The 20,935-nt window shown below is 70.3% G+C and carries 19 protein-coding genes; 5 read left to right on the plus strand and 14 right to left on the minus strand.

Annotation, left to right across the window (positions count from 1 at the left end; all coding sequences use genetic code 11):
• Positions 1 to 77 precede the first annotated feature (77 nt).
• Positions 78 to 1,406 carry an ABC transporter substrate-binding protein gene (locus AC1DDU_RS02970; protein WP_477431139.1) on the minus strand — a complete coding sequence of 443 codons (1,329 nt, stop codon included), beginning with the start codon at positions 1,404 to 1,406 and terminating at the stop codon, positions 78 to 80.
• 243 nt (positions 1,407 to 1,649) lie between these two features.
• Between AC1DDU_RS02970 and AC1DDU_RS02975 the strand changes: the two genes are divergently transcribed.
• The gene (locus tag AC1DDU_RS02975; protein ID WP_477431140.1) at positions 1,650 to 2,699 is read left to right on the plus strand and encodes a LacI family DNA-binding transcriptional regulator; all 1,050 of its coding nucleotides are present in this window, start codon (positions 1,650 to 1,652) and stop codon (positions 2,697 to 2,699) included.
• Positions 2,700 to 2,777: 78 nt separating this feature from the next.
• On the opposite strand, the gene rplL is transcribed toward AC1DDU_RS02975, so the two are convergent.
• The 4 genes from rplL to AC1DDU_RS02995 all read right to left on the minus strand — a co-directional run bounded on the left by rplL (position 2,778) and on the right by AC1DDU_RS02995 (position 5,984).
• Positions 2,778 to 3,161: a 50S ribosomal protein L7/L12 gene (gene rplL, locus AC1DDU_RS02980; protein ID WP_477431141.1), complete on the minus strand. Its 384-nt coding sequence runs from the start codon at positions 3,159 to 3,161 to the stop codon at positions 2,778 to 2,780.
• Between the two features lie 48 nt (positions 3,162 to 3,209).
• On the minus strand, positions 3,210 to 3,698 hold the full coding sequence (gene rplJ / locus AC1DDU_RS02985) for a 50S ribosomal protein L10 (protein WP_310285091.1): 489 nt from the start codon (positions 3,696 to 3,698) through the stop codon (positions 3,210 to 3,212).
• Positions 3,699 to 4,094: 396 nt separating this feature from the next.
• Complete coding sequence (locus AC1DDU_RS02990) at positions 4,095 to 5,081, minus strand: hypothetical protein (RefSeq protein WP_477431142.1); 987 nt, start codon at positions 5,079 to 5,081, stop codon at positions 4,095 to 4,097.
• A gap of 267 nt (positions 5,082 to 5,348) precedes the next feature.
• A complete protein-coding gene (locus tag AC1DDU_RS02995) occupies positions 5,349 to 5,984 on the minus strand; it encodes a 4a-hydroxytetrahydrobiopterin dehydratase (protein WP_477431143.1) in 636 nt (211 codons plus the stop codon).
• Between the two features lie 118 nt (positions 5,985 to 6,102).
• On the opposite strand from AC1DDU_RS02995, the gene AC1DDU_RS03000 reads away from it, so the two are divergent.
• Entirely contained in the window at positions 6,103 to 6,810 is a 708-nt protein-coding gene (locus AC1DDU_RS03000) for a YqaJ viral recombinase family protein (protein ID WP_477431144.1), read from the plus strand.
• Between the two features lie 6 nt (positions 6,811 to 6,816).
• On the opposite strand, the gene AC1DDU_RS03005 is transcribed toward AC1DDU_RS03000, so the two are convergent.
• The 7 genes from AC1DDU_RS03005 to AC1DDU_RS03035 form a co-directional block, all read right to left on the minus strand.
• Positions 6,817 to 7,317 carry a 2'-5' RNA ligase family protein gene (locus AC1DDU_RS03005; protein ID WP_477431145.1) on the minus strand — a complete coding sequence of 167 codons (501 nt, stop codon included), beginning with the start codon at positions 7,315 to 7,317 and terminating at the stop codon, positions 6,817 to 6,819.
• 66 nt (positions 7,318 to 7,383) lie between these two features.
• Entirely contained in the window at positions 7,384 to 8,085 is a 702-nt protein-coding gene (locus AC1DDU_RS03010) for a histidine phosphatase family protein (RefSeq protein ID WP_477431146.1), read from the minus strand.
• On the minus strand, positions 8,082 to 10,031 hold the full coding sequence (locus tag AC1DDU_RS03015; protein ID WP_477431147.1) for a dipeptide ABC transporter ATP-binding protein: 1,950 nt from the start codon (positions 10,029 to 10,031) through the stop codon (positions 8,082 to 8,084). Before AC1DDU_RS03015 ends, AC1DDU_RS03010 begins: the two co-directional genes overlap by 4 nt.
• Positions 10,028 to 10,891: an ABC transporter permease gene (locus tag AC1DDU_RS03020; RefSeq protein WP_477431148.1), complete on the minus strand. Its 864-nt coding sequence runs from the start codon at positions 10,889 to 10,891 to the stop codon at positions 10,028 to 10,030. Before AC1DDU_RS03020 ends, AC1DDU_RS03015 begins: the two co-directional genes overlap by 4 nt.
• The gene (locus AC1DDU_RS03025) at positions 10,888 to 11,844 is read right to left on the minus strand and encodes an ABC transporter permease (protein WP_477431149.1); all 957 of its coding nucleotides are present in this window, start codon (positions 11,842 to 11,844) and stop codon (positions 10,888 to 10,890) included. The genes AC1DDU_RS03020 and AC1DDU_RS03025 overlap by 4 nt, the downstream gene beginning before the upstream one ends.
• Positions 11,845 to 11,940: 96 nt before the next feature.
• A complete protein-coding gene (locus AC1DDU_RS03030; RefSeq protein WP_477431150.1) occupies positions 11,941 to 13,590 on the minus strand; it encodes an ABC transporter substrate-binding protein in 1,650 nt (549 codons plus the stop codon).
• A 46-nt stretch (positions 13,591 to 13,636) separates the two neighbouring features.
• On the minus strand, positions 13,637 to 15,418 hold the full coding sequence (locus tag AC1DDU_RS03035; RefSeq protein ID WP_477431151.1) for an amidohydrolase: 1,782 nt from the start codon (positions 15,416 to 15,418) through the stop codon (positions 13,637 to 13,639).
• Positions 15,419 to 15,584: 166 nt separating this feature from the next.
• Between AC1DDU_RS03035 and AC1DDU_RS03040 the strand changes: the two genes are divergently transcribed.
• From AC1DDU_RS03040 to AC1DDU_RS03050, 3 genes are all read left to right on the plus strand, one after another.
• Entirely contained in the window at positions 15,585 to 16,268 is a 684-nt protein-coding gene (locus AC1DDU_RS03040; RefSeq protein ID WP_477431152.1) for a TetR/AcrR family transcriptional regulator, read from the plus strand.
• A 171-nt stretch (positions 16,269 to 16,439) separates the two neighbouring features.
• Complete coding sequence (locus AC1DDU_RS03045) at positions 16,440 to 18,161, plus strand: MDR family MFS transporter (RefSeq protein WP_477431153.1); 1,722 nt, start codon at positions 16,440 to 16,442, stop codon at positions 18,159 to 18,161.
• An 8-nt stretch (positions 18,162 to 18,169) separates the two neighbouring features.
• Positions 18,170 to 18,634: a MarR family winged helix-turn-helix transcriptional regulator gene (locus AC1DDU_RS03050; protein ID WP_477431154.1), complete on the plus strand. Its 465-nt coding sequence runs from the start codon at positions 18,170 to 18,172 to the stop codon at positions 18,632 to 18,634.
• Between the two features lie 51 nt (positions 18,635 to 18,685).
• Here AC1DDU_RS03050 and AC1DDU_RS03055 read toward each other — a convergent pair whose 3' ends face one another.
• Both AC1DDU_RS03055 and AC1DDU_RS03060 read right to left on the minus strand, forming a co-directional pair.
• Positions 18,686 to 19,690 (minus strand): sugar phosphate isomerase/epimerase family protein, encoded by a 1,005-nt coding sequence (locus tag AC1DDU_RS03055; protein WP_477431155.1) that lies wholly within the window; start codon positions 19,688 to 19,690, stop codon positions 18,686 to 18,688.
• 32 nt (positions 19,691 to 19,722) lie between these two features.
• Positions 19,723 to 20,868 carry a Gfo/Idh/MocA family protein gene (locus AC1DDU_RS03060; RefSeq protein ID WP_477433404.1) on the minus strand — a complete coding sequence of 382 codons (1,146 nt, stop codon included), beginning with the start codon at positions 20,866 to 20,868 and terminating at the stop codon, positions 19,723 to 19,725.
• Between the last annotated feature and the right edge of the window lie 67 nt (positions 20,869 to 20,935).

Below are 20,935 nucleotides of genomic sequence, written 5' to 3' on the forward strand. Positions count from 1 at the left end.
CGTCGTCGTCGACGGATGACGTCACCCTGGGCCGGGTCCGCACGTCGTGCGCGGACCCGGCACCGAGGTGCGGTGCGTCAGTTCTGGTAACCCGCCTGGATGTCGCTCAGGACCTGCGGCGTCGGCTTGCCGTCGATCCAGTCGACCATGCCGCGCCAGAACGAACCCGAGCCGACGCTGGCCGGCATGAGGTCGGACGCGTCGAAGCGGAACGTCGTCGCGGGGTCCTGCAGGAGGGTCATCGCCTCGGTCAGGAACTCGCTGGACGCCAGCGACGGGTCGGCGCCGGTGTTGGCCGAGATCGCGCCGCCCAGCTTCACGCGGGCATCGGCGAACTCGGGCGTCGACATGTACTCGAGCACCTTCTGCGTGTTCGCGTCGTCCGAGAACCCGGTGACGAACTCGCCGCCACCCTCGATCGAGACCTCGCCGGCGGTGGGGCCGGGGAGCACGAACGCGTACACGTCGCCGTCGGGGGCGATCGTCGGGGTCTGACCGTCGGCGGTCTGCACCGTCAGCAGGTTGGCGGTCAGGAACGACGCCTGGTGCGTGAGTGCGCACGTGCCGTCCGCGACCTTCGCCGCGACATCGCCGAACGCCGTCGAGTTGATGCTCTTGACGTCGCCGAAGCCCGCGTTCACGTAGTCCGGGTTGAGGAGGATGTCTCCCACCGAGTTGAACGCCGCCTCGATGTCGGGGTCGGTGAACGGGGTGTCGCCGGCAGCCCAGCTGTCGTAGACGTCCGCACCCGCCTGGCGCAGGACGAGGTCCTCGACCCAGTCCGTACCCGGCCAGCCGGACGCGTCACCGGACGAGAAGCCCGCGCACCACGGGGCCTCCCCCGTCTTCTCGCGGATGGTCTTCGTCAGCGTGAGCAGCTCGTCCCACGTGGTGGGCACCTCGACGCCCCACTCGGCGAAGCTCTTCGGCGAGTAGTAGACGTAGCCCTTGACGTTGGCGAGCATCGGCGCGGAGTAGAACGTGCCGTCGACGCTGCCGTAGTCCTTCCAGGCCGGAGCCCAGTACTTGTCGACGTTGTCGGAGACCGCCTTGGTGCCCTCCTTGACCTCGCCGGTGCCGACGAGCGAGGCGAGCAGACCGGGCTGCGGGACGATCGCGATGTCCGGTGCCGAACCGCCGGCGACCTTGGTCACGATGTTGCCCTCGAAGCCCTTGTCGCCGGTGTAGACGACCTTGATGCCGGTGTCCTTCGTGAACTGCTCGAACGACTTCTGCAGGTTGTCGGCCTCGGAGCCGGTGATGCCGCCCGCGATCTGGACGGTCTTCCCCTCGCCCGAGTCACCGGAGTCGCCACCCTCGGCGCAGCCGGCGAGAGCCAGCGCAGCAACCGTGGTCAGCCCCAGCGCGATGTAGCCGTGTCGACGACGTGATCGCAAAGCACTCATGTTCGTCTGCCTCCTCTTCGAGATCGCGGAAACACCTTCGGATTCCGCACGTTTTGAGATCGGGAACCGATTCCATGCTCACGCTAGGGGATGCCGCAACACGGCACAATGACCAACGATCACAACTCGATAAACACCGAAACCCAGGGTGGTTTCGCGCCAGGCATCAGGGCAAGATGAGCCGGGAACCGGTTCCAGAATCCCGCGCGACGGCGGCGTCCCGGGAGGTAGGAGGAGGACCCGATGGCGGGCATCGCCGACGTGGCGCGGGCGGCAGGCGTGTCGAAGTCGACGGCCTCCCGTGCCCTCACCGGCGCCGGCTACGTCTCGGAGGCGACCCGTACGCGGGTGCAGGATGCCGCCACCGCGCTGGGCTATGTCCCCACCACGAGCGCGGTGAGCCTTGTGACGGGGCGCACCCAGACCGTCGGGGTCGTCATGCCCTCGCTGGACCGGTGGTTCTTCGCGCAGGTGCTGGAAGGCGTCCAGGACGCGCTCCTCGAGCACCGCTACGACCTCGCGCTGTACGGCGCGCCGCCCGAGTCCGCCGCAAGACGCGAGATGTTCGAGCACTTCCTGGCCCGCAAGAGGTTCGACGGGCTCATCGCGGTGGGCATCGAACCCAACGCCCGCGAGCTCGAGCGGCTGGTCGACTTCGGCAAGCCGGTCGTGACGGTGGGCGGCTACGACGTCGGCACCGACGCGGTGTCGATCGACGACGAGGCCGCCGCACGCATCGCCACCGACCACCTCATCGGCCTGGGGCACCGCGACATCGTCTTTCTCGGCGGCGATCCCGACGGCCGCCGCACCAGCTTCGGCGACGGGCGCCGGCTCGACGGGTACCTCGCGGCGATGCGCGACGCGGGGCTGGCGGCATCCACCCGCCACATCCAGTCCGAGGTGACCATGCCCGGGGGCTACGGCGCCGCCGTCGAGCTGCTCGGCGACCGGCGCACCCGCCCGACGGCGATCGCCGGAGTGTGCGACGAGGTCGCGGTGGGTGCGATCATCGCGGCGCGGCGGCTCGGCATCCGCGTTCCCGAGCGCCTCAGCGTCGTCGGGATCGACGACCACGCCTATGCGGACATGTTCTCGCTGACGACGCTGCAGCAGCGGCCGCATCAGCAGGGGCGCGCGGCGGTGCGACTGCTGATGTGGCAGCTCGACGATCCCGACGCCCCGACGCACCGGCTGTACGAGTCCTCGCCGCTGGTGGTGCGCAACTCCACCGCGCCGGTCGACGACGACGCGTCCGCGATCATCGGCGTGGGCCCGCTCGGCACGGCCTGATCGCGCGCCCGAGCATGACGAAGACCCCGGATGCGAGCATCCGGGGTCTTCGTGGAATCGCTGCAGAGCAGCGCGGGATTACTTGAGGGTAACCGTCGCGCCGGCCTCTTCGAGAGCGGCCTTGGCCTTCTCGGCGGTCTCCTTGTTGGCGCCCTCGAGGACGGCCTTCGGGGCACCGTCGACGACGGCCTTGGCCTCGCCGAGGCCGAGCGAGGTGAGCTCGCGGACCGTCTTGATGACCTGGATCTTCTTGTCGCCGGCAGCCTCGAGGATGACGTCGAACGAGTCCTTCTCCTCGACCTCCTCAGCGGCCCCGCCCGCGCCCGCAGCGCCGGCAACGGCGACGGGAGCAGCAGCGGTGACGTCGAACTTCTCCTCGAACGCCTTCACGAACTCGCTGAGCTCGACGAGGGTCAGGTCGGCGAACTGCTGCAGCAGTTCCTCAGTGGTGAGCTTCGCCATGATGTATCTCCTAGATAGATGGGGTTGTGGGAAGAGATCGCCTGTCGCTTACGCGGCCTCGGCGGTCTCCAGCTTTTCGCGAAGCGCGTCGATGGTCGCGGCAGCCTTGCCCATCGTCGCCTTCATCATGCCCGCGGCCTTCGCCAGCAGAACCTCACGGCTCTCGAGCGAGGCGTACTTGTTGACCTCGTCGGCGCTGAGGGAGTTGCCCTCGAAAACGCCGCCCTTGATCACGAGAAGCGGGTTGGCCTTGGCGAAGTCACGCAGAGCCTTCGCGGTGGCGACGAAGTCACCGTGCACGAACGCGATGGCCGACGGACCCTTGAGGTCCTCGTCCAGCGACGTGATCCCCGCGTTGTTCGCGGCGATCTTGGTCAGCGTGTTCTTCACCACGGCGTATTCCGCGTCCTGACGGATGCTGTTGCGCAGCTGCTTGAGCTGGGCAACCGTCAGACCGCGGTACTCGGTCAGCAGAACGGCGTTCGAGTCCTCGAAGTTCTTCGTGAGCTCGGCAACCGATGCATCCTTCTGCGCCATGGTCACTCCTTGTGTGTATGAGACGCTCCGCGATGGCGGGGCGCCGGCCGAAGGCTCAGGGTCATCCCATCTCGTCACGGCAACAAAAAAGCTCCGGCGCAAGCGCACGGAGCTGGATTCCCGAAGGAGAATCGTTCGTGACACCTGCGCGGGCCCCTGCATTGCAGTGCTTCGATCTCCATGCGTTCGCACGCACGTCGATGACCGGCGGTCTTCGGCTCCCATAAGGGTACGGGATGCCGCCGCCTCCGCCAAATCGCGCCCACCCGCTCGCCCGTCACCACGCGGGCGGAACAGCGAGACCGCACGTCCTCGCCGAGAACGCGTGTCTCCCGCGCGCCGAGCGTGATGCCTCGGCGAAGCCGTATGTCTTCGACCGCCACCCGAGGGGGTGGGTCAGCGAGGCAGCGGGATGCCGAATGCGGTGAGTCGCTGCGCCAGCCGATCGGCGCTGGCGACGTGGCGCTCCTCGATTCGCACGAACCTCTGCTGGGTGACACCCCGGATCCAGTCCTCGCGCCGCTTCTCGGCGATGTGCACCTGCTCGATGGTGCGGCCGGAACGCAGCGCCTCGTCCTGGTACTTCCCCACCCCGTCGATCTCCACGAAGGCGCCGAGCTCCTCGATCTCGATGTCGACGCGGTACTCCCGGCCGTGCGGGCCGGCGACCGGCACCTGGAGTCGAAGCGTGCGGAAACCGAGCCGGTGCAGCTGAGCTCTCCCGACGCTCTCCGCAGGCGACTCGGCACGACCATCGGCGACCGCGATCACCTCGGTCGCCTGTCTGACGCCACGTCGCCCGGACGCCCTGGCCGCGCGCTGCCCCATCCGCTCCCGCCATTGCGCGGCGAGGCTCTCGTCATAGTGACGGCCGATGCACGCGGTCTGGCGCAGCCCCGCGTCGGCAGCGGCGACCGCCGCTTCGAAGGGAAGCGTGCGGGCGAGGTCGAAGACGGTCCGCTCCAGCGTCGTGCAACGTATCCCCTCGCGGGTCGTGACATCTTCCGGCGGAAGCGCGTCGGTGTGTCTGCGCAGCCCGCGACGGCTCGGCAGGTGCGTGCCACCGGGAATCGTCACGTGGACCGCGGCGGGAACGTGACGGTAGAGCGGGAGATCCCACACCACAGCCGCGGAATCGTACGCAGCGACGGCCCCGCCGTCCCGCATCTCGCTGAACGCCGCAACCGCTTCGTTCCGGTGGCGCGACTCCGGCCAGAGATCGGCCCAGTGCGCGTCGAGCACGTAGCGGTTCCGCTGCAGCCTCCGGAGCGAGCCGTCCTCCAGAGCCTGGGCGATGCGCCGCTCCCGCCATCCCTCGCGGGCCAGATCGCCCCGCGTGCGCACGACGCCCAGCGCTTGTTCGATCGAGATCTGACGCGGCATCCTCCGCATCCTGCTCTCTCCTCGCGGGCCCTACCCGGCCCACTCCCGCTCCTGTGTATGACGTTCCCCGCGGTCCGACCACAGCGCTCTTGGGGAGGAACGGAGCCCACCCCTCCCCCCACACCGGCTCGCCGTACGCCGCCGAGCCGCGGCCGAGCCATACGTCCTCGCCGAGTACGTAGGTCATGCGCGTTGAGGACACAGCGTCTCGGCGAGACCATACGTTCTCGCCCAATGGGCAGCAACGGTGCCGAAGGAGGGGCGGAGCTACGACCGCCAGGGGCTGAGGTCGATCTTGTGTCCGTCGGTGTCGGCGAGTGTCCACCAGCGCGGGGCATGGGAGTCGTCGACCAGGACGCCGCCCGCGGCGAGCGCGGCCTCCAGGCGCCGCTCGATGACGTCCCGCGGCGCGTTCACGTCGAGGTGCGACTTGCCGCGCAGCGGCCTGTCGAGAGGCTGGAACCAGATGAGCGGGCCGCGGCCGTCGGCGTCGAAGAGCACGCCGTCGGCGACCTCCGAGAAGCCGGTCACCGCCTTCCAGAACGGGACGACCGCCTCGGCATCGGAGGTGGCCACGGCCAGCATGAGGTCCTGCATGCGATCGGTGACGGCGGGGATGTCGAGCTCCCGTGCCGCGTCGGAGATCTGCGCCGCGAGCGTCGCGTCCTTCGCGGTGAGCCCGCCGGCCGAATGGGTGAACAGGCGCACGCGCACCGTGGCGTAGCGCACGTCGACGTCGGGGTGGTGGTCGGCGGCATCCGCCAGCTCTGCGATCGCATCGAACAGCTGCGCCCCCGCCGCGAACGTGCCGGTGCGGAACAGCGCGAACGCTCCGGTGACGCGCGGACGCCAGCCCTCGACTCCGGGGAACGCACGGAACTCTCTGGTCGTGATGGTGTCCATGCCCCCGAGGATGCCACCGCGCGCCGCGCGCGCAACCCCTCCCGCTGCCGCCGTGCGGAGGCGGCCCGATGGCGGGTCGCAGGCGGCGGATGTCGGGTCGGCGGCGTAGCCTCGAGGAGTGAACCCCGAGCACGCCGCCGCACGCCCCTCCGGGCTCGCGGTGCAGGCACCGGAGGTCGCCGCCCGTATCGTCGCGGACTCGCGCGACCGGGTCGCCTGGGTGCGTGCGCGATCGCGCGGCATCACCGCGACCGACGTGGCGACCCTCACCTCCGAGAAGGCGATCGCCCGCGCCGCGGACGCGAAGCTGCTCGGCTCGGGCTTCTCGGGCAACGCCTATACGGCCCACGGCCGGGCGCGCGAACCCGAGATCGCGGCGTGGGTGGCCGCGACCCACGGCATCCAACCCTCGTCCGCGCTGTTCCACGCCGTCGTCGAGAAGCGCCATCTCGCGACCCCCGACGGCATCGCCGTCGACGCGACGGGCCGCATCACCCTGGCCGAGATCAAGACGACGAACAAGGCGTGGCGCAGCATCCCCCGCTCCTACCTGCGTCAGGTGTGGTGGCAGCAGCACGTGCTGGGCGCCGAGCGCACCCTGGTGGCGTGGGAGCAGCACGACGACTTCGTACCCGTCGGCGACGAGCCGCGCTGCGCGTGGGTCGACCGCGACGACGCCGAGATCGCGAAGCTCGTGCGCCTGGCCACCTGCCTCATCGACGAGCTCTACCTGCGCACGATGCGCACCCGTCAGGCAGGATCGCGGATGCCGCAGCAGCCCGCCGCACCACGCGAACCGTTCCGGGCGCTGGCGCTGGCCGACTGACCCGCCTCAGCCGAGGGCCGTGACCGTCCGGGCTGCGGCATCCCACACGCGCAGCCCGATCGCCTCCCCCGACACGGAGGGGGCGAGGATCGCGCGCAGCGCCCGCGCCAGCCGGTCGGGATCGAGCCCGCGCGCGAGCGTGATGTGCGGCGACCAGTGGCCGGGGGCCGTGTTGGCATAGCGCGCCTCCGGCGGGCCGAGCCTGGCGGCGACCTCGACGTGCAGCTCTCGCAGGGGCTCACCCACGACCACGTGCCGGGTCAGCACGAACCGGTTGCGGCCGAAGAGGAGGACGCCGCTGAGTGTGACCGGCAGCGGGAGCGCGGCGGCGATCCCGTCGAGATCGGAGAGCGCGAGCGCATCCCGCACGGCGAGCGTGATGTGGGGACGGTTGCCGGCTGCCGGGTTGCGGCCCGCGCTGGGGAGGCCGGCGTCGACCAGTCGCGACCAGTCCTCCCGCACCGCCTGGTCCAGGCGTGGGTCAGGCAGCAGCTCGACGCTGAACACGCCTCCATCCTGCTGCGCCGATGTCTTCGGCGGCACCCCGCGGCTGCTGCGCCGCGCCGGGCGGCGTCACGCGGGGACGGATGCCTCCGCCTCGGACTCCGGTGTCGCATCCGGCGACGCGAGCACCCACTGCCCGCGGTCTCCCGCGTCCTCCCGGACGAGCGTCACATACGCCCCGTTGCCGACGCCGCCCTCGAACGGCTCGGTGTCGATGCCGACGGCGGCCAGGAGCGCGAGCAGCGTGAGCCCGCTCGTGACGATGAGGACGTCCCCGCTGCGAGACGCCACGGCGGCATCCTCGAGCGCCGCAAGGGCACGGGCCTGCACCTGGACGACGGATTCCACGGGTGCGCCGGCGTGGGCTGCGATCGTCGGCAGCGCCTCGAGGATCTCGAGCACGCCGACATCGGCCGCGCGGAGGGATGCGGCATCCGCCATTCCGTGCGCCTGCGCGAGGTCGGTCCACAGCCGACGGCCACGGGCACCCTCGTACGCGCCGAAAGCGATCTCCCGCCAGCGTTCGTCGGGACGCGCCGACACGTGCGGGGCGACGATCGCCAGCGCGAGGGCGGCCGTCTCCCGGTGGCGTCCGAGGTCGGCGCAGGACGCGGCGCCGATGACCGCACCGGCGGCCGTCAGCGCACCGCCCAGCGCCTGCGCCTCGGCCCGGCCGCGTGCCGTGAGCGGAGCATCGCTCCACCCCTGCACGCGGCCGACCGCGTTGAGCAGGCTCTCGCCGTGCCGCGCGACGAAGACGCGTCCGGTCATCGAGCCTGTCCCGACGCCTCGACCCTCGCCGCCTCCGCGGCTGCGGCCTCGTCGTCGACGTCGTCCGTCCGGTCGTCCGTCCGCGGCGCGGTCGCATCGGGGCCGTCGGCCGCGGCATCGGCCGCCTCGACCTCGGCGCCCACGGCCTCGGCATCCCAGCCGGGCTTGGGCACCGAGTCGATGAGGAGCCGTGTGTACTCGTGCTGCGGCGCCGCCAGCAGCTGGACCGTGTTGCCGCGCTCGACGATCTCGCCGCGACGCATCACGACCGTCTCATCGCAGACGCGCCTCACCACGGCGAGGTCGTGGCTGATGAACAGCACCGTGAGCCCGCGCTCACGACGGATGCGGTCGACGAGGGCGAGCACCTGCGCCTGCACCGACACGTCCAGAGCGCTGGTCGCCTCGTCCATCACGAGCACGTCCGGCTCGATCGCGAGAGCGCGCGCGATCGCGACGCGCTGCCGCTGACCGCCCGAGAGCGTGCGCGGGCGCGCAGCCGCATGCTTCTCGCCCAGGCCCACCTGGGTGAGGAGGTCGATCACGCGGGCGCGCGCGTCGGTCGAGCTCAGCCGGGCATGCAGGCGCAGGGCGTCCTCGATCGCCCGCCCCGCGGTGATGCGGGGGTCCAGCGACAGGTACGGATCCTGGAACACCATCTGCACGCTCCGCGCGTGCGCCAGACGCTCCGCGCGGCTGCGCGGGACTGCGGTGCGCTCACGACCGTCGATGCGGATGTCGCCGCTGTCGGCGCGCTCGAGGCCGACGATCATGCGCGCGAGGGTGGACTTGCCCGACCCCGATTCGCCGACGACGCCCAGCGCCCCGCCGCGCGGGATCGCGACGGACGCGTCGATGACGGCGCGCACCGGCTCCTTGCCGCGGCGGTGGTAGGTCTTGGAGATCCCCGCGGCCTCGAGCATGCTCTCCGCAGCCGGAGTGCCCTTCGTCGACGCCCGACCGACCGGCGGCGCGGTGTCCTCCTCCGGTCCTGGCTTGAAGATCCCGCCCGTCGTGGGGGCCTCCCCCGCCGGCTCGTCGTCGGGCTGGGCTGCCGCGGTCGTCTCGACCTCGGCCGGCGGTGCGGCTTCCGGCTCGGTGGCCGCACCCGGTGCGGCGCCGACCAGCGTCGGCGTCGCGGCGACCAGGCGCCGCGTGTACTCCGCCTGCGGGCTGCGCAGCACGTCGTGCGCGCGGCCCTGCTCCACGACGTTCCCGCCGCTCATCACGTACACGCGGTCGCACAGCGACGCCGCGAGGTTGAGGTCGTGGGTGATGAACAGCATCCCCATGCCCCGGCTCGCGCGCTGCTCGGTGAGCACGCCGATGATCTCGGCCTGCGTCGTCACGTCCAGCGCCGTCGTGGGCTCGTCGCACACCAGCAGCTTCGGCGAGGTCGTGAGGGCGCCGGCGATCATGACGCGCTGCAGCATGCCGCCCGAGAACTCATGCGGGTACTGCCGCATGTGGTCCTCGGGCCGCGGCAGCCGCACCGCGGCGAGCAGCTCGACGGCGCGTGCGCGCGCGGCATCCGCCGACCATCCCTCAGCAAGGCGCAGCGATTCGGTGAGATGGTCGCCGATCGTGCGCATCGGGTTGATGCCCGCGCGGGGATCCTGGAAGATCATCGCGGCGCCGTGCCGGCGCATCTGCCGCAGCGCGGGGCCGGTGGCGGTGAGGACGTCGGCGCCGTCGAGCAGGACCTGCCCGTCCAGCGTCGAGCGGTCCGGCACCAGCCCCAGCACGGTACGCGCGGTCAGCGACTTGCCCGAGCCGGACTCGCCGACCAGGCCCACCGTCTCGCCCGTGGCGATCGACAGCGAGATGCCGTGGAGCAGTCGCGTGCCGTCCGGCAGGTCGAGGAAGAGGTCGCGGATGTCGAGCAGGGCGTCGCCGGAAGCACCGGCGGCCGCGGCAGGAACGACGGCGGATTCGGACGCGCTCATGCCGGGATCTCCCCTCCGATGCGGTCGGAGAGCTCTTCTCCGATGATGTTGACGGCCACCACCACGATGACCACGGCCACGGCCGGGGCGATCGCGGGCATGAAGTGCCCGCCGAGCAGACCTGCCTGCGCCTCGTTGATCATGGCGCCCCAGTCGGCGGTGGGCGGTTGCACGCCCAAGCCGAGGAACGACAGTCCGGCGAGCTCTGCGAGCACGTATCCGAAGTTCAGGGTGGACTGCGCGCCGACGATCGGCGTGACGTTCGGGAGCACACGGCGAAGCGCGATCCAGGCACCGCTGAAGCCCTGCACGCGATAGGCCGCGACATAGGGCCGGCTGCGCTCGGCGGCGATCAGCGACCGTGTCAGGCGCGCGACGAACGGCGCATACGAGATGCTCATCGCGATCACCGGCGCGATCAGCCCCTTGCCGAACAGCGCCACCGCCATGATCGCGATGAGCAGCGACGGGAAGGCGAACAGCACGTCGAACACGCGGCCGAGCACGGCATCGATCCAGCCGCCGCGCCACCCGGCGAGCAGGCCCAGCAGGATGCCGATGACGGTCGAGGCGATCACCACGAGCAACGGTCCGAGCAGCGCGGTGCGCGCACCGTAGATGAGACGGCTCAGCGTGTCGCGGCCGAGCCCGTCGGTGCCCAGCCAATGCGCGGGGCTCGGTGACGCGTAGACGGCACCGAAGTCGACGGCATCGGGGTTGTAGGGCGCCAGGAACGGCGCGAAGATCGCGGCGAGCGTCATCGCGGCGACGACGCCGAGGGCGATCGTGAAGGTGAGGGTGGCACGCGGCATGCGCGGCGCACGCAGCACCTTGACGGCGAGAGTGGGTGTGGCGGTCATCGGGCACCGGCTCCGGCAGCGGATCGCGGGTCGATCCAGGGTTCGAGGATGTCGATCACGGCGTTCACGAGCACGAACGCCGTCACGACGAGGAGGACGATCGCCTGCACGACCGGGAAGTCGAGCCGGTCGACCGACTGCACGAGCAGCGAGCCGATGCCGGCGAGACCGAAGGCCGCCTCGACGATCGCGCTGGCCACGAGCAGGCCCGCGACGAGCATGCCGCTGACGGTGAGGATCGGGCCCACCGCGTTGCGGAAGACGTGACGACGGACCACGGTGCCTCGCTTGATGCCGCGGCTGAGCGCGACCTCGACGTGCTCGCGGTCGAGCTGGTCGACCATCGCCGAGCGGGTCACCTTGCCCACGAGCACGACGAACACGATGGCCAGGGCCGTGGACGGCAGGACCAGGTGGTACACCGTGTCCCAGAATCCTTCGCCCGACCCGAACGACGGGAACCAGCCGAGCTGCACCGCGAAGATCGCGATGAGCACGATCGACCCGACGAAGGACGGGATCGCGCCGAGCACCGTGAGACCGATGAGGATCGCGCGGTCGGCGAAGCGACCGCGGTTGAGCGCGGCGAGCGCACCGGCGATCAGACCCACGACGGCGATCATCGTGCCCGCCATGACGACCAGCCCGAGGGTCACCGGCAACCTGTCGCCGAGCACGGTGGTGACGTCCTGGCGGTACTGCAGCGAACGACCGAGGTCGCCGTGCAGGATGCCTGCGACCCAGTTGACGTACTGCTGCCACGGGGGCAGGTCGAGGCCGTACTGCGCGGTGATCTGCGTCACCGCCTCAGGGCTCGGCTTGCGGCCGCGCAGCAGGAAGGCGACCGGATCCCCCGGCACCAGGAAGCGCGAGAAGAACACGAGGAGGGATGCCAGGAACAGCGTGAGCAGCAGGCCCCCGAGTTTGCCGGCGATCCGGCGGACGGCGGTCATCGTGCGGCCTCCGCTCCGGCGAGGGCTCCCCGGCATCCGGCCGCGCCGGGGGCCTGGAGGGCCCCCGGCGCGGCGTGGGCCCGCCGGGCCCGCAGATCAGACGGCGCCAATTGTCGCCGCCCACGGGTAGTAGAGGTATGCGACCGAGGGCGAGGCGCCGGTGACTCGATCGCCCATGAACATCGTCATCGGGCCCGAGAACAGCGGCAGCCAGGGCAGCTGTTCGTTCGCGATGCGCTGCGCCTTCGCGGTGACCTCGCTGCGCGCAGCGGGGTCGTCGATGGTGACGGCCTCGTTCACGAGCGCATCGAAGTCGGGGTCGCTCCAGTTGCCGTAGTTGCTGAACTCGCCGGTGCGCAGCACTCCGTACATCTCCAGCGGGTCGGGGCTGGAGAGGTACCACGACGTGTAGAACAGGTCGACGCCTTCGCGCGCGCTCGGGTCGGAGAACAGCGCGGTGTACGCGTTCGGGCTGACGGTCTGGATCGTCGCCTTCAGCCCGATGGCCTGCGCCGCCGCGGCGGCCGCCTGCGAGATGACGGCGAAGTCGTTCCCGATCGGAGCCGTGGCGATCACGACCTCCTCGCCTGCGACACCGGCTTCGTCGATGAGCTTCTTGGCGGCTTCGACGTCGTACGGGTACTCCTCGAGACCGTCGAACGCGTTCTTCACCGCCGCGTCGCTCGCGCCGACCCACACGGACTGCGTGGTGAGGGCGTTCGTGACCTCGCCGTAGCCCTTGGCTGCGGCATCCAGGATGCCCTTGCGGTCCATCGCCATGAGCAGCGCCTGACGCACCCGCACGTCGCCGAGCGGCCCGTCGAGGTTGCTCACGATGAGACTGCCGACGGCCGTGTTCAGGCCGAAGTAGACGTCGCCCTTGCCGGACGCCTGCAGCTGGGCGATCGCGTCGGTCGGGATCATGAACCCGCCGTCGACCTCACCCGACTTGAGGGCGTTGACGCGGGCGTTGGAGTCGTTCATGAAGAGGATCTTCACCTCGCCGGCCTTGGCCTTGAGCGAGTCGTCCCAGTAGTCGTCGTAGCGGGTCAGCGTGACCGACTCGCCCGACTTCCACTCGGTGAGCGCGAACGGACCGGTGCAGTTGACCAGGCCCGTGGAGTTGCCGTAGTCGGAGCCCTTCTCGGCCAGAGTGGCCGCGGACTCGATGACGCCCGCCGAACCACCCATGCCGAGGTTGAACTGCGAGTCGGCCTGCGTCATCGTGACGGTGACCTGGCGGTCCCCGGTCTTCTCGATCGACGCGACGTTCTGGTACGTCGAGAACCACGACGAGCCGACCTCGGGGTCGATGTGGCGGCTCATGGACGCCACGACGTCGTCCGCGGTAAGCGGGGTGCCGTCGTGGAAGGTGACGCCGTCGCGGATCGTGTACACCCACGTGTCGGGGGTGGGGTGGTTGTACGCCTCGGCCAGGCCGGGCGAGAGCGTGTAGTCGGGATTGAGCCGCAGCAGCGACTCGCACACGTTGGACAGCACCTGGTTGTCGGCGTAGTCGAACGCGTAGGCGTAGTCGAGCGAGTACGGCTCGGCGTAGCTGACCCACGTGAACGAGTCGATGTCGCCGGACGGCGCGGCGGTGGTGTCGGTGTACTCCCATTCGGGAGCGGCGCTGGAATCGGGGCTCGCGGTGCCGCCGCTGCAGGCGGACAGGGCGAGCGCGCCGATGACGCCGATGCCCGCGATCGCGGACAGGCGACGGACGGTGCGTCGGGTGCGAATCATGATGCTCCTCGGTGCTGACTGCGGTGTCGGATGGTGGAGAAGGGTTTCAAGAGGCGCCGGATGCCGCTGCCACAGGTTCGTGGCCGCCCTCCGGACGGGTCGCCGCGACGTCGCCGGGTGCGGCATCCGCGCGGGAGTAGACGCGTTCGCCGTCGATCCAGGTCGACGCGACGCGGCAGAGGTACAGCTCGTCGACGGGCACGTCGAACGGGTTGGGCTCGACGACGACGAGGTTGGCGAGGTAGCCCTCGCGCACGTACCCGGTGTCGTGGTCGCGGTGGTTCACGTAGGCGGTGCCCGACGTGTAGGCGGCGAGCGCGGTCGCCAGGTCCAGGCGCTGGTGCGCACCGCCGAGCGGCTCGTCGTCCGCCCCCGGCGAGACGCGGTTGACGGCGATGTGGACGCCCGCCATGGGGTCGGCGCTCGAGACCGGCCAGTCGCTGCCGCCCGCCAGGTGGGCGCCGGCACGGTGAAGGTCTCCGAAGGGGTACTGCCGGGATGCCGCGGACTCGGCGAGGAACGGCAGCGTCAGCTCGTCCATCTGGTCTTCGTGGCAGGCCCACAGCGGCTGCATGTTGGCGACGGCGCCGGCTGCGGTGAAGCGGGCGACGTCGGCCTCGTCGACGACCTGGATGTGCGCGAGGTGGTGGCGGCCGTCGGTGCGGCCGTTGACCTCCGCAGCGGCCTCGACAGCGTCCAGCGCGTCGCGCACGGCGCGGTCGCCGAGCGCGTGGAAGTGCAGCTGGAAGCCGGCGGCGTCTGCCGCGACCGCGAACTCGCGCAAGCGCTCGGCCGGGATGAACGAGAGCCCGCGGTTGTCGGTCGAGTGCCCGTGGCCGTCGCGATACGGCTCGAGCATCGCGGCGGTGTGGTTCTCGGCGACGCCGTCGACCATGAACTTGATCGAGCCGATCGCGAGGCGGTCCTCGCGGCCGAGCGCGGCGACCTCGTCGCGCAGGCTGATCATCTCCTGGAGCTGCTCGATGCCTTCCGAGCGCTCCCACCACTGGGCGCCCACGACGTGCACCTTGAGCGTGTCGTCCTCGAGCGCGCGGCGGTAGGCGGAGAGCCCGCTGTCCATGCCGGGGAACCTGCCGATCAGGGCGTCCTGCCAGCCGGTGATGCCGAGCGCGATGAGCTCCTCCTGCGCGCGGAGCAGGCCCGCGTAGGCGAGGTCGGGCGTGACGACGGGGCGGATGTCGGCGAAGTAGTCCGAGGCGCCCTCGTGGAAGGTTCCCGCGGGGAACCCGTCGGCCTCGCGCTCGATGCGGCCGTCGGCGGGATCCGCGGTCTCGGCGGTCAGCCCGGCGGCACGGATCGCCGCGGTGTTGGCCCACGAGCTGTGGTGGTCGCGGCTGGCCAGCAGCACTGGACGATCGGGGACGATCGCGTCGAGCGCGCCGCGCAGCGGAGCGCCGCCGGGGAAGTGGTCCATCGACCAGCCGGCCCCGACGATCCACTCGACGTCGGGGTTCTCGGCGGCGTAGCGCGCGATCCTGTCGAGGGTGTCCGCCGCGTCCTCGGAACCGGTGAGGTTGCACTGCAGCAGCTCGACGCCGCCCGAACCGGGGTGGATGTGCGCGTCCTGGAAGCCGGGGGCCAGCAGTGCGCCGTCGAGGTCGACGACGACGGTGTCGGACCCGATGAGAGCGGATGCCTCCTCGTCGGCGCAGACCGCGACGATACGGCCCGCCCGCACGGCGACGGTGCGTCCGCGCACCGGCTCGGTGCTGCCGGAGGGGACGGCATCCGATGTGAAAAGTGCTCCCCCGGTGAACACGGTGTCCGCGAACGGGGCGTCAGTGCCTGCAGGTACCTCAGAGACCACGAGACCTCTCCTTCATCATCGAACGGTCGACTGAATGTAATGCGCTGTCATCACCAGTGTCAACACTGTTGACACAACTGTGACGCGACGGTCTAGGCTCGATCCGGCAGCGGGGCCGCGAGGCCTGCGCATGGCACGATGAGACGACGGGCGAAAGCGGGGGATCATGGCGGCACGCACCGGGGCCACGCCGGACAAGGCGAGCGGCAAGCGCCTGGATCGCGAGACGATCATCGCGGCGGGCCTGGAGCTCGCGAGCGAGCGCGCGACGACATCCCTGTCGATCCGCGAGCTCGGAGCGAAGCTCGGCACCGACCCGACCGCGATCTACCGGCACTTCCGCAGCAAGGACGACCTGATGGGCGCCCTGCTCGACGAGCTGACCGCCCGCGCCCTCCTGGCCGTCACGGCGTCACCCGAGGACTGGCAGGATCGCCTGCGGCAGTTCGCCGACGAGACCCTGACGTTGTTCTCCCAGTACCCCGCCGTGGGGCAGGAGGCGGTCGTCCTCACCACGCACGGCCCCGGCGAGCTCGACGCGATCGAATTCATGCTCGACGCGTTCACGCGGGCGGGCCTGTCGGGCGACGACGTGGTGCGGCACTACGCGCTGTTGGCGTCGCACGTACTCTCCAGCGCGGCCGGCGTCGCCCGCGCCCGCGCCGAACGCGACCTGCCACCCGACACCCCGAGCCCCTGGTTCGAGGGCCCGCTGCTCGTGGACCCTCGCACGCACCCCCTCATCGCCGCGACGTCCGCGAAGCTCCTCGACCTCGAGGATCGCGAGCTGTTCGCCCTCGGGGTGGAGGCCGTCATCCATTCGGCCGACCAGGTCGCGCGCACCGCCTGACGAAGGAGCGACCGGTCGTCGCCGACGGCCGCGCAGACGCGTACGCCGATAGTTGACGCATATCAACGATCGGCGTATAGTTGACACATCTCAACTGTTGACTTACGTCAACATGTCTTCGCGCCGCCGTCGCCGCATCCTCCTGTCCGTTGCTCTGAAGGACTCTCCCCTATGGCCACGCCCACCTCCGCGACCGGCTCGGTCGCCACAGCCGACGAGAAGCGTCAGCACCGCCGCGTGCTGCAGGCGCTCACCGGCCTGCTGCTCGGCATGTTCGTGTCGATGCTCGCGTCGACGGTCGTCTCGACGTCGCTCCCCGTGATCGTCCACGATCTGGGCGGCAACCAGGCGGCGTTCACGTGGGTCGTCACCGCGACGCTGCTGACGACGGCGATCTCCACCCCGATCTGGGGCAAGCTCGCCGACCTGTTCAACCGCAAGCTGCTCATCCAGATCGCGATCGTGATCTTCGTGCTCGCCACCGCGGCCGCCGGCTTCTCTCAGGAGCCCGGCACGCTCATCGCCTTCCGCGCGGTGCAGGGCATCGGCGCCGGCGGACTCGCCGCGCTCAGCCAGGTCATCATGGCCGACATCATCAGCCCGCGCGAGCGCGGACGATACATGGGCCTGTTCGGCGCGGTCATGGCCGTCGCGACCGTCGGCGGCCCGCTCCTGGGCGGGTTCATCACCGACACGTTCGACTGGCGCTGGAACTTCTTCATCGCGCTGCCCTTCGCCGTCGCAGCCCTCATCATGATGCAGCGCACGCTGCACCTGCCGCCGCGCCCCAAGAAGAAGGCGCGCATCGACTACTTCGGCATCGTGCTGCTGTCGACGGCGGTCTCGCTGCTGCTCATCTGGGTCACCAACGCGGGCAAGGACTACGACTGGTGGAGCACCGAGACCATCCTCATGGTCGGCGGCGCGCTCGTGGCGGCCGTGCTGTTCGTGGTCGTCGAGCTGCGCTCGAAGGAGCCGCTCATCCCGCTGACCATGTTCCGCAACCGCACGTTCACCCTCGCTGTCATCGCGTCGATCTCGATCGGCATCGCGATGTTCGGCACGTCGGTGTTCCTCAGCCAATACATGCAGCTGGCGCGCGGCGCGACCCCGACCGAGGCGGGCCTCATGACGATCCCGATGATCGCCGGTCTTCTCCTCGCGTCGATCGTCATCGGCGGTCTGGTGACCCGCACCGGGCACTGGAAGCCGTACCTCATCGTGGGCGGCGTGCTGCTCATCGCCGGCTCGTACCTGCTGTCGACCATCCACTACGACACGAACTTCGTGCTCGTCTCGCTCTACATGTTCCTGCTCGGCGCCGGCGTCGGCATGACGATGCAGAACCTGGTGCTCATCGTGCAGAACACGTCCAAGCCGACCGAGATCGGCGTCGCGAGCTCGGGGGTCACGTTCTTCCGCAGCCTCGGCGGCACGATCGGCGTGTCGGTGATGGGTGCCGCGCTGGCGACCTCGGCGACGAACCTGTTCACCGAACGCAAGGACGACATCGTCGCGGCCATCATGACGCTGGGCGAGAAGGGCGCCGCGATCGGCGCGCAGCTGCAGTCGGGCACCATCCCGCAGGTGTCGGCGCTGCCCGAGGCGATCCGCGTGATCGTCGAGGACATCTACGCGCAGGCCATCGCCCACTCGTTCCTGATCGCCGTGCCGCTGGCCGTGATCAGCCTCATCGCGATCATCTTCCTGCCCAACAAGCCGCTCACGCGCATGACGACGAGCGAGCGCGTCGCAGCCAGCGAGGCCGACCTCGCGACAGTCTCCACCGCCGAGGGCATGGAGGCGCTCGCGCCGGCCGGTGCGGACGAGGAAGCGGATGCCGCCTCCCGCGCGCGCGCCGAGGCCACCGGCGACGCGGCCACCACGAGATAATGGACCCGATGATCTCCGAAGACACCCGAGCGGCGCGCACCGATGCGGTGCGCGCCCTCGAGGCGGAGTTCGGGGAGCTGATCAACCGGTTCCGCCGCATCCTGATGGACAACGCGAACCGCGTGAGCCCGGGGATGCTGCCCGGCGCCTACAAGGTGTTCACCACGATCGTTCGGCGATCACCGGTCACCATCTCGGTGCTCGCCGAGGCGCTCATGAGCGACAAGGGCCAGATCTCCCGCACCGTTCGGGAACTGGAGCAGCTCGGTCTCGTCGAGCGCGCCCCCGATCCCGACGACGGTCGCTCGAGCCTGCTCTCCCCCACCCCGCACGGATTGGAGCGCCTCGCTGAGGCCCGCGCGCCGCAGGAGAGCCTGCTGGTGGACGCCCTCCAGGACTGGCCCCTCGACGACATCGTCAACCTGACGCGCCTGCTGCACGCCCTGAGCGTGGGCGAGACTCCGAACGTCTGACGCGTCGCCGATCGCCGCCGCCGGCAGCCGGTGATCGGCGCCTCTCGTCACTCAGCGATTGCTGAATGCGGCGTCGAATGCGGCGGCGGCGGGGCGGTAGGTCGACAACCGGCGGACGAATCCGAGCGCCTCGGGCGCCCCGACGAGCCGATCCATCCCCGCGTCCTCCCATTCCACCGAGAGCGGACCGGCGTAGTCGATCGCGTTCAGCATGCGGAAGGCGTCCTCCCACGGGACATCGCCGTGACCGGTCGAGATGAAGTCCCATCCTCGCCGCGGGTCGGCCCAGGCCAGGTGCGACGACAATCGACCGTTGCGCCCGTTGCCGGTCCGCTTCTTCGTGTCTTTGCAGTGCACGTGGTAGATCCGGTCCTGGAAGTCCCAGAGGAATCCGACAGGGTCGAGATCCTGCCAGACCATGTGCGAGGGGTCCCAGTTCAAACCGAACGCCTCACGGTGGCCGATGGCCTCCAGGGTGCGCCTGGTCGTCCAGTAGTCGTAGGCGATCTCGGACGGGTGCACCTCGTGGGCGAAGCGCACCCCCACCTCGTCGAACACGTCGAGGATGGGGTGGAACCGGTCGGCGAAGTCCTGGTAGCCCGCCTCCACGAACTCGTCGGATGCCGGCGGGAACATCGCGACCGCCTTCCAGATCGAGGAGCCGGTGAAGCCGGTGACCGTCTTCACCCCGAGACGGGACGCCATGCGGGCCGTCATCTTCAGCTCGTCGGCGGCACGACGGCGCACGCCTTCGGGGTCGCCGTCGCCCCACACGCGGTCGTTCAGGATGTCGCGATGCCGCACGTCGATCGGGTCGTCGCACACCGCTTGACCTGCGAGGTGGTTCGAGATCGTCCACGCACTGAGGCCGTTGCGCTCGAGCACGTCGAGCCTGCCCTGCACGTAGTCCGCGTCGTCCCATCGCGAGACGTCGAGGTGGTCGCCCCAGCAGGCGATCTCGAGGCCGTCATAGCCCCACTCTCCGGCGAGGCGGGCGACCTCCTCGAACGGGAGGTCGGCCCATTGGCCGGTGAACAATGTGATGGGTCGTGTCATCGTCGACATGCCTTTCATTCCGGATGCCCGGCTCAGCCGGCTATGGGAGTCCAGATGCTGCCCTCGGCCGAGCTGCGCTGGACGGCGTCGAGCACGTGCTGCACGTGCAGCCCGTCGGCGAACGACGGGCGAGGCTGGGACCCTTCGTCGATCGCGGTGACGAAGTCCCGGACCTGATGGGAGAACCCGTGCTCGTAACCGAGCACGTGGCCGGGCGGCCACCACGGCGCGACGTAGGGGTGGTCGTGCTCGGTCACCAGGATCCGGCGGAATCCCTGCTCCAGACCCGGCGCGGCCGCGTCGTAGAGTTCGAGTTCGTTCAGGCGCTCGAGGTCGAAGGCGATGGCGCCTCTCGATCCGGACACCTCGATGCGCAGCGCGTTCTTGCGCCCGGTGCGGAACCTCGTCGCTTCGAAGGACGCGAGCGCCCCCGACTCCAGCCGCCCGGCGAAGAGGGCGACATCGTCCACCGTCACAGGACCCCGAGCGGTTCCGGCGGTGCCGGAGAGCCCGACCCCTTCGCCCAGGACAGGGCGCTCGGAGACGAGCGTCTCGATCACTCCCGATACCGAGACCAGTCGCTGGCCGGTGATGAACTCCGCCAGATCGACCGCATGCGCTCCGATGTCGCCGAGGGCGCCGGAGCCGGCGAGCTCCTTGTCGAGTCGCCACGTGAGTGGCGCCTCAGGGTCCATGAGCCAGTCCTGCAGGTACTCGGCACGCACCTGGCGGATCTCACCGATGCGGCCGGCGGCGATCAGGTCACGGGCGAACGTCGTCGCGGGGACGCGACGGTAGGTGAAGCCGACCATGGAGCGCACGCCGTGTCCGGCCGCGACGGCGGCCGCCTGCTGCATCGCCTCGGCTTCGGCGACGGTGTTCGCGAGCGGCTTCTCGCAGAGCACGTGCTTGCCCGCTTCGAGCGCGGCGATCGCGATCTCGGCGTGCGTGTTGCCAGGCGTGACGATGTCGACGACGTCGATGTCATCGCGGGCGATCACCTGCCGCCAGTCCGTGGCGCTCTCGGACCAACCCCACTTCTCCGCTGCCGCGCGGACGGAATCGGCGTTGCGTCCGACCACCACGGTCATGTCGGGATGACGCGGGAGGTCGAAGAAGCGGGGCGCGACCCGCCACCCCTGCGAGTGCGCCGAGCCCATGAATCCGTGGCCGATCATGGCGATGCGAAGGCTGTCGGTCAAGCCCGTCTCTTTTCTGCGGGGGACGGGTGAGGGCGTCGGCCGG

The sequence above is a fragment of the Microbacterium sp. 05T445 genome, from assembly GCF_056395865.1.

What these genes read in the sequence shown, in the direction of transcription:
- AC1DDU_RS03030 (WP_477431150.1), bottom strand. Translation starts at nt 13,590, where the DNA reads ATGATTCGCACCCGACGCACCGTCCGTCGCCTGTCCGCGATCGCGGGC.
- AC1DDU_RS02975 (WP_477431140.1), top strand. Translation starts at nt 1,650, where the DNA reads ATGGCGGGCATCGCCGACGTGGCGCGGGCGGCAGGCGTGTCGAAGTCG.
- AC1DDU_RS03025 (WP_477431149.1), bottom strand. Translation starts at nt 11,844, where the DNA reads ATGACCGCCGTCCGCCGGATCGCCGGCAAACTCGGGGGCCTGCTGCTC.
- AC1DDU_RS02970 (WP_477431139.1), bottom strand. Translation starts at nt 1,406, where the DNA reads ATGAGTGCTTTGCGATCACGTCGTCGACACGGCTACATCGCGCTGGGG.
- AC1DDU_RS03040 (WP_477431152.1), top strand. Translation starts at nt 15,585, where the DNA reads ATGGCGGCACGCACCGGGGCCACGCCGGACAAGGCGAGCGGCAAGCGC.
- AC1DDU_RS03010 (WP_477431146.1), bottom strand. Translation starts at nt 8,085, where the DNA reads ATGACCGGACGCGTCTTCGTCGCGCGGCACGGCGAGAGCCTGCTCAAC.
- AC1DDU_RS03020 (WP_477431148.1), bottom strand. Translation starts at nt 10,891, where the DNA reads ATGACCGCCACACCCACTCTCGCCGTCAAGGTGCTGCGTGCGCCGCGC.
- AC1DDU_RS03050 (WP_477431154.1), top strand. Translation starts at nt 18,170, where the DNA reads ATGATCTCCGAAGACACCCGAGCGGCGCGCACCGATGCGGTGCGCGCC.
- AC1DDU_RS02995 (WP_477431143.1), bottom strand. Translation starts at nt 5,984, where the DNA reads ATGGACACCATCACGACCAGAGAGTTCCGTGCGTTCCCCGGAGTCGAG.
- AC1DDU_RS03055 (WP_477431155.1), bottom strand. Translation starts at nt 19,690, where the DNA reads ATGACACGACCCATCACATTGTTCACCGGCCAATGGGCCGACCTCCCG.
- AC1DDU_RS03045 (WP_477431153.1), top strand. Translation starts at nt 16,440, where the DNA reads ATGGCCACGCCCACCTCCGCGACCGGCTCGGTCGCCACAGCCGACGAG.
- rplJ (WP_310285091.1), bottom strand. Translation starts at nt 3,698, where the DNA reads ATGGCGCAGAAGGATGCATCGGTTGCCGAGCTCACGAAGAACTTCGAG.
- AC1DDU_RS03015 (WP_477431147.1), bottom strand. Translation starts at nt 10,031, where the DNA reads ATGAGCGCGTCCGAATCCGCCGTCGTTCCTGCCGCGGCCGCCGGTGCT.
- rplL (WP_477431141.1), bottom strand. Translation starts at nt 3,161, where the DNA reads ATGGCGAAGCTCACCACTGAGGAACTGCTGCAGCAGTTCGCCGACCTG.
- AC1DDU_RS03060 (WP_477433404.1), bottom strand. Translation starts at nt 20,868, where the DNA reads ATGATCGGCCACGGATTCATGGGCTCGGCGCACTCGCAGGGGTGGCGG.
- AC1DDU_RS02990 (WP_477431142.1), bottom strand. Translation starts at nt 5,081, where the DNA reads ATGCCGCGTCAGATCTCGATCGAACAAGCGCTGGGCGTCGTGCGCACG.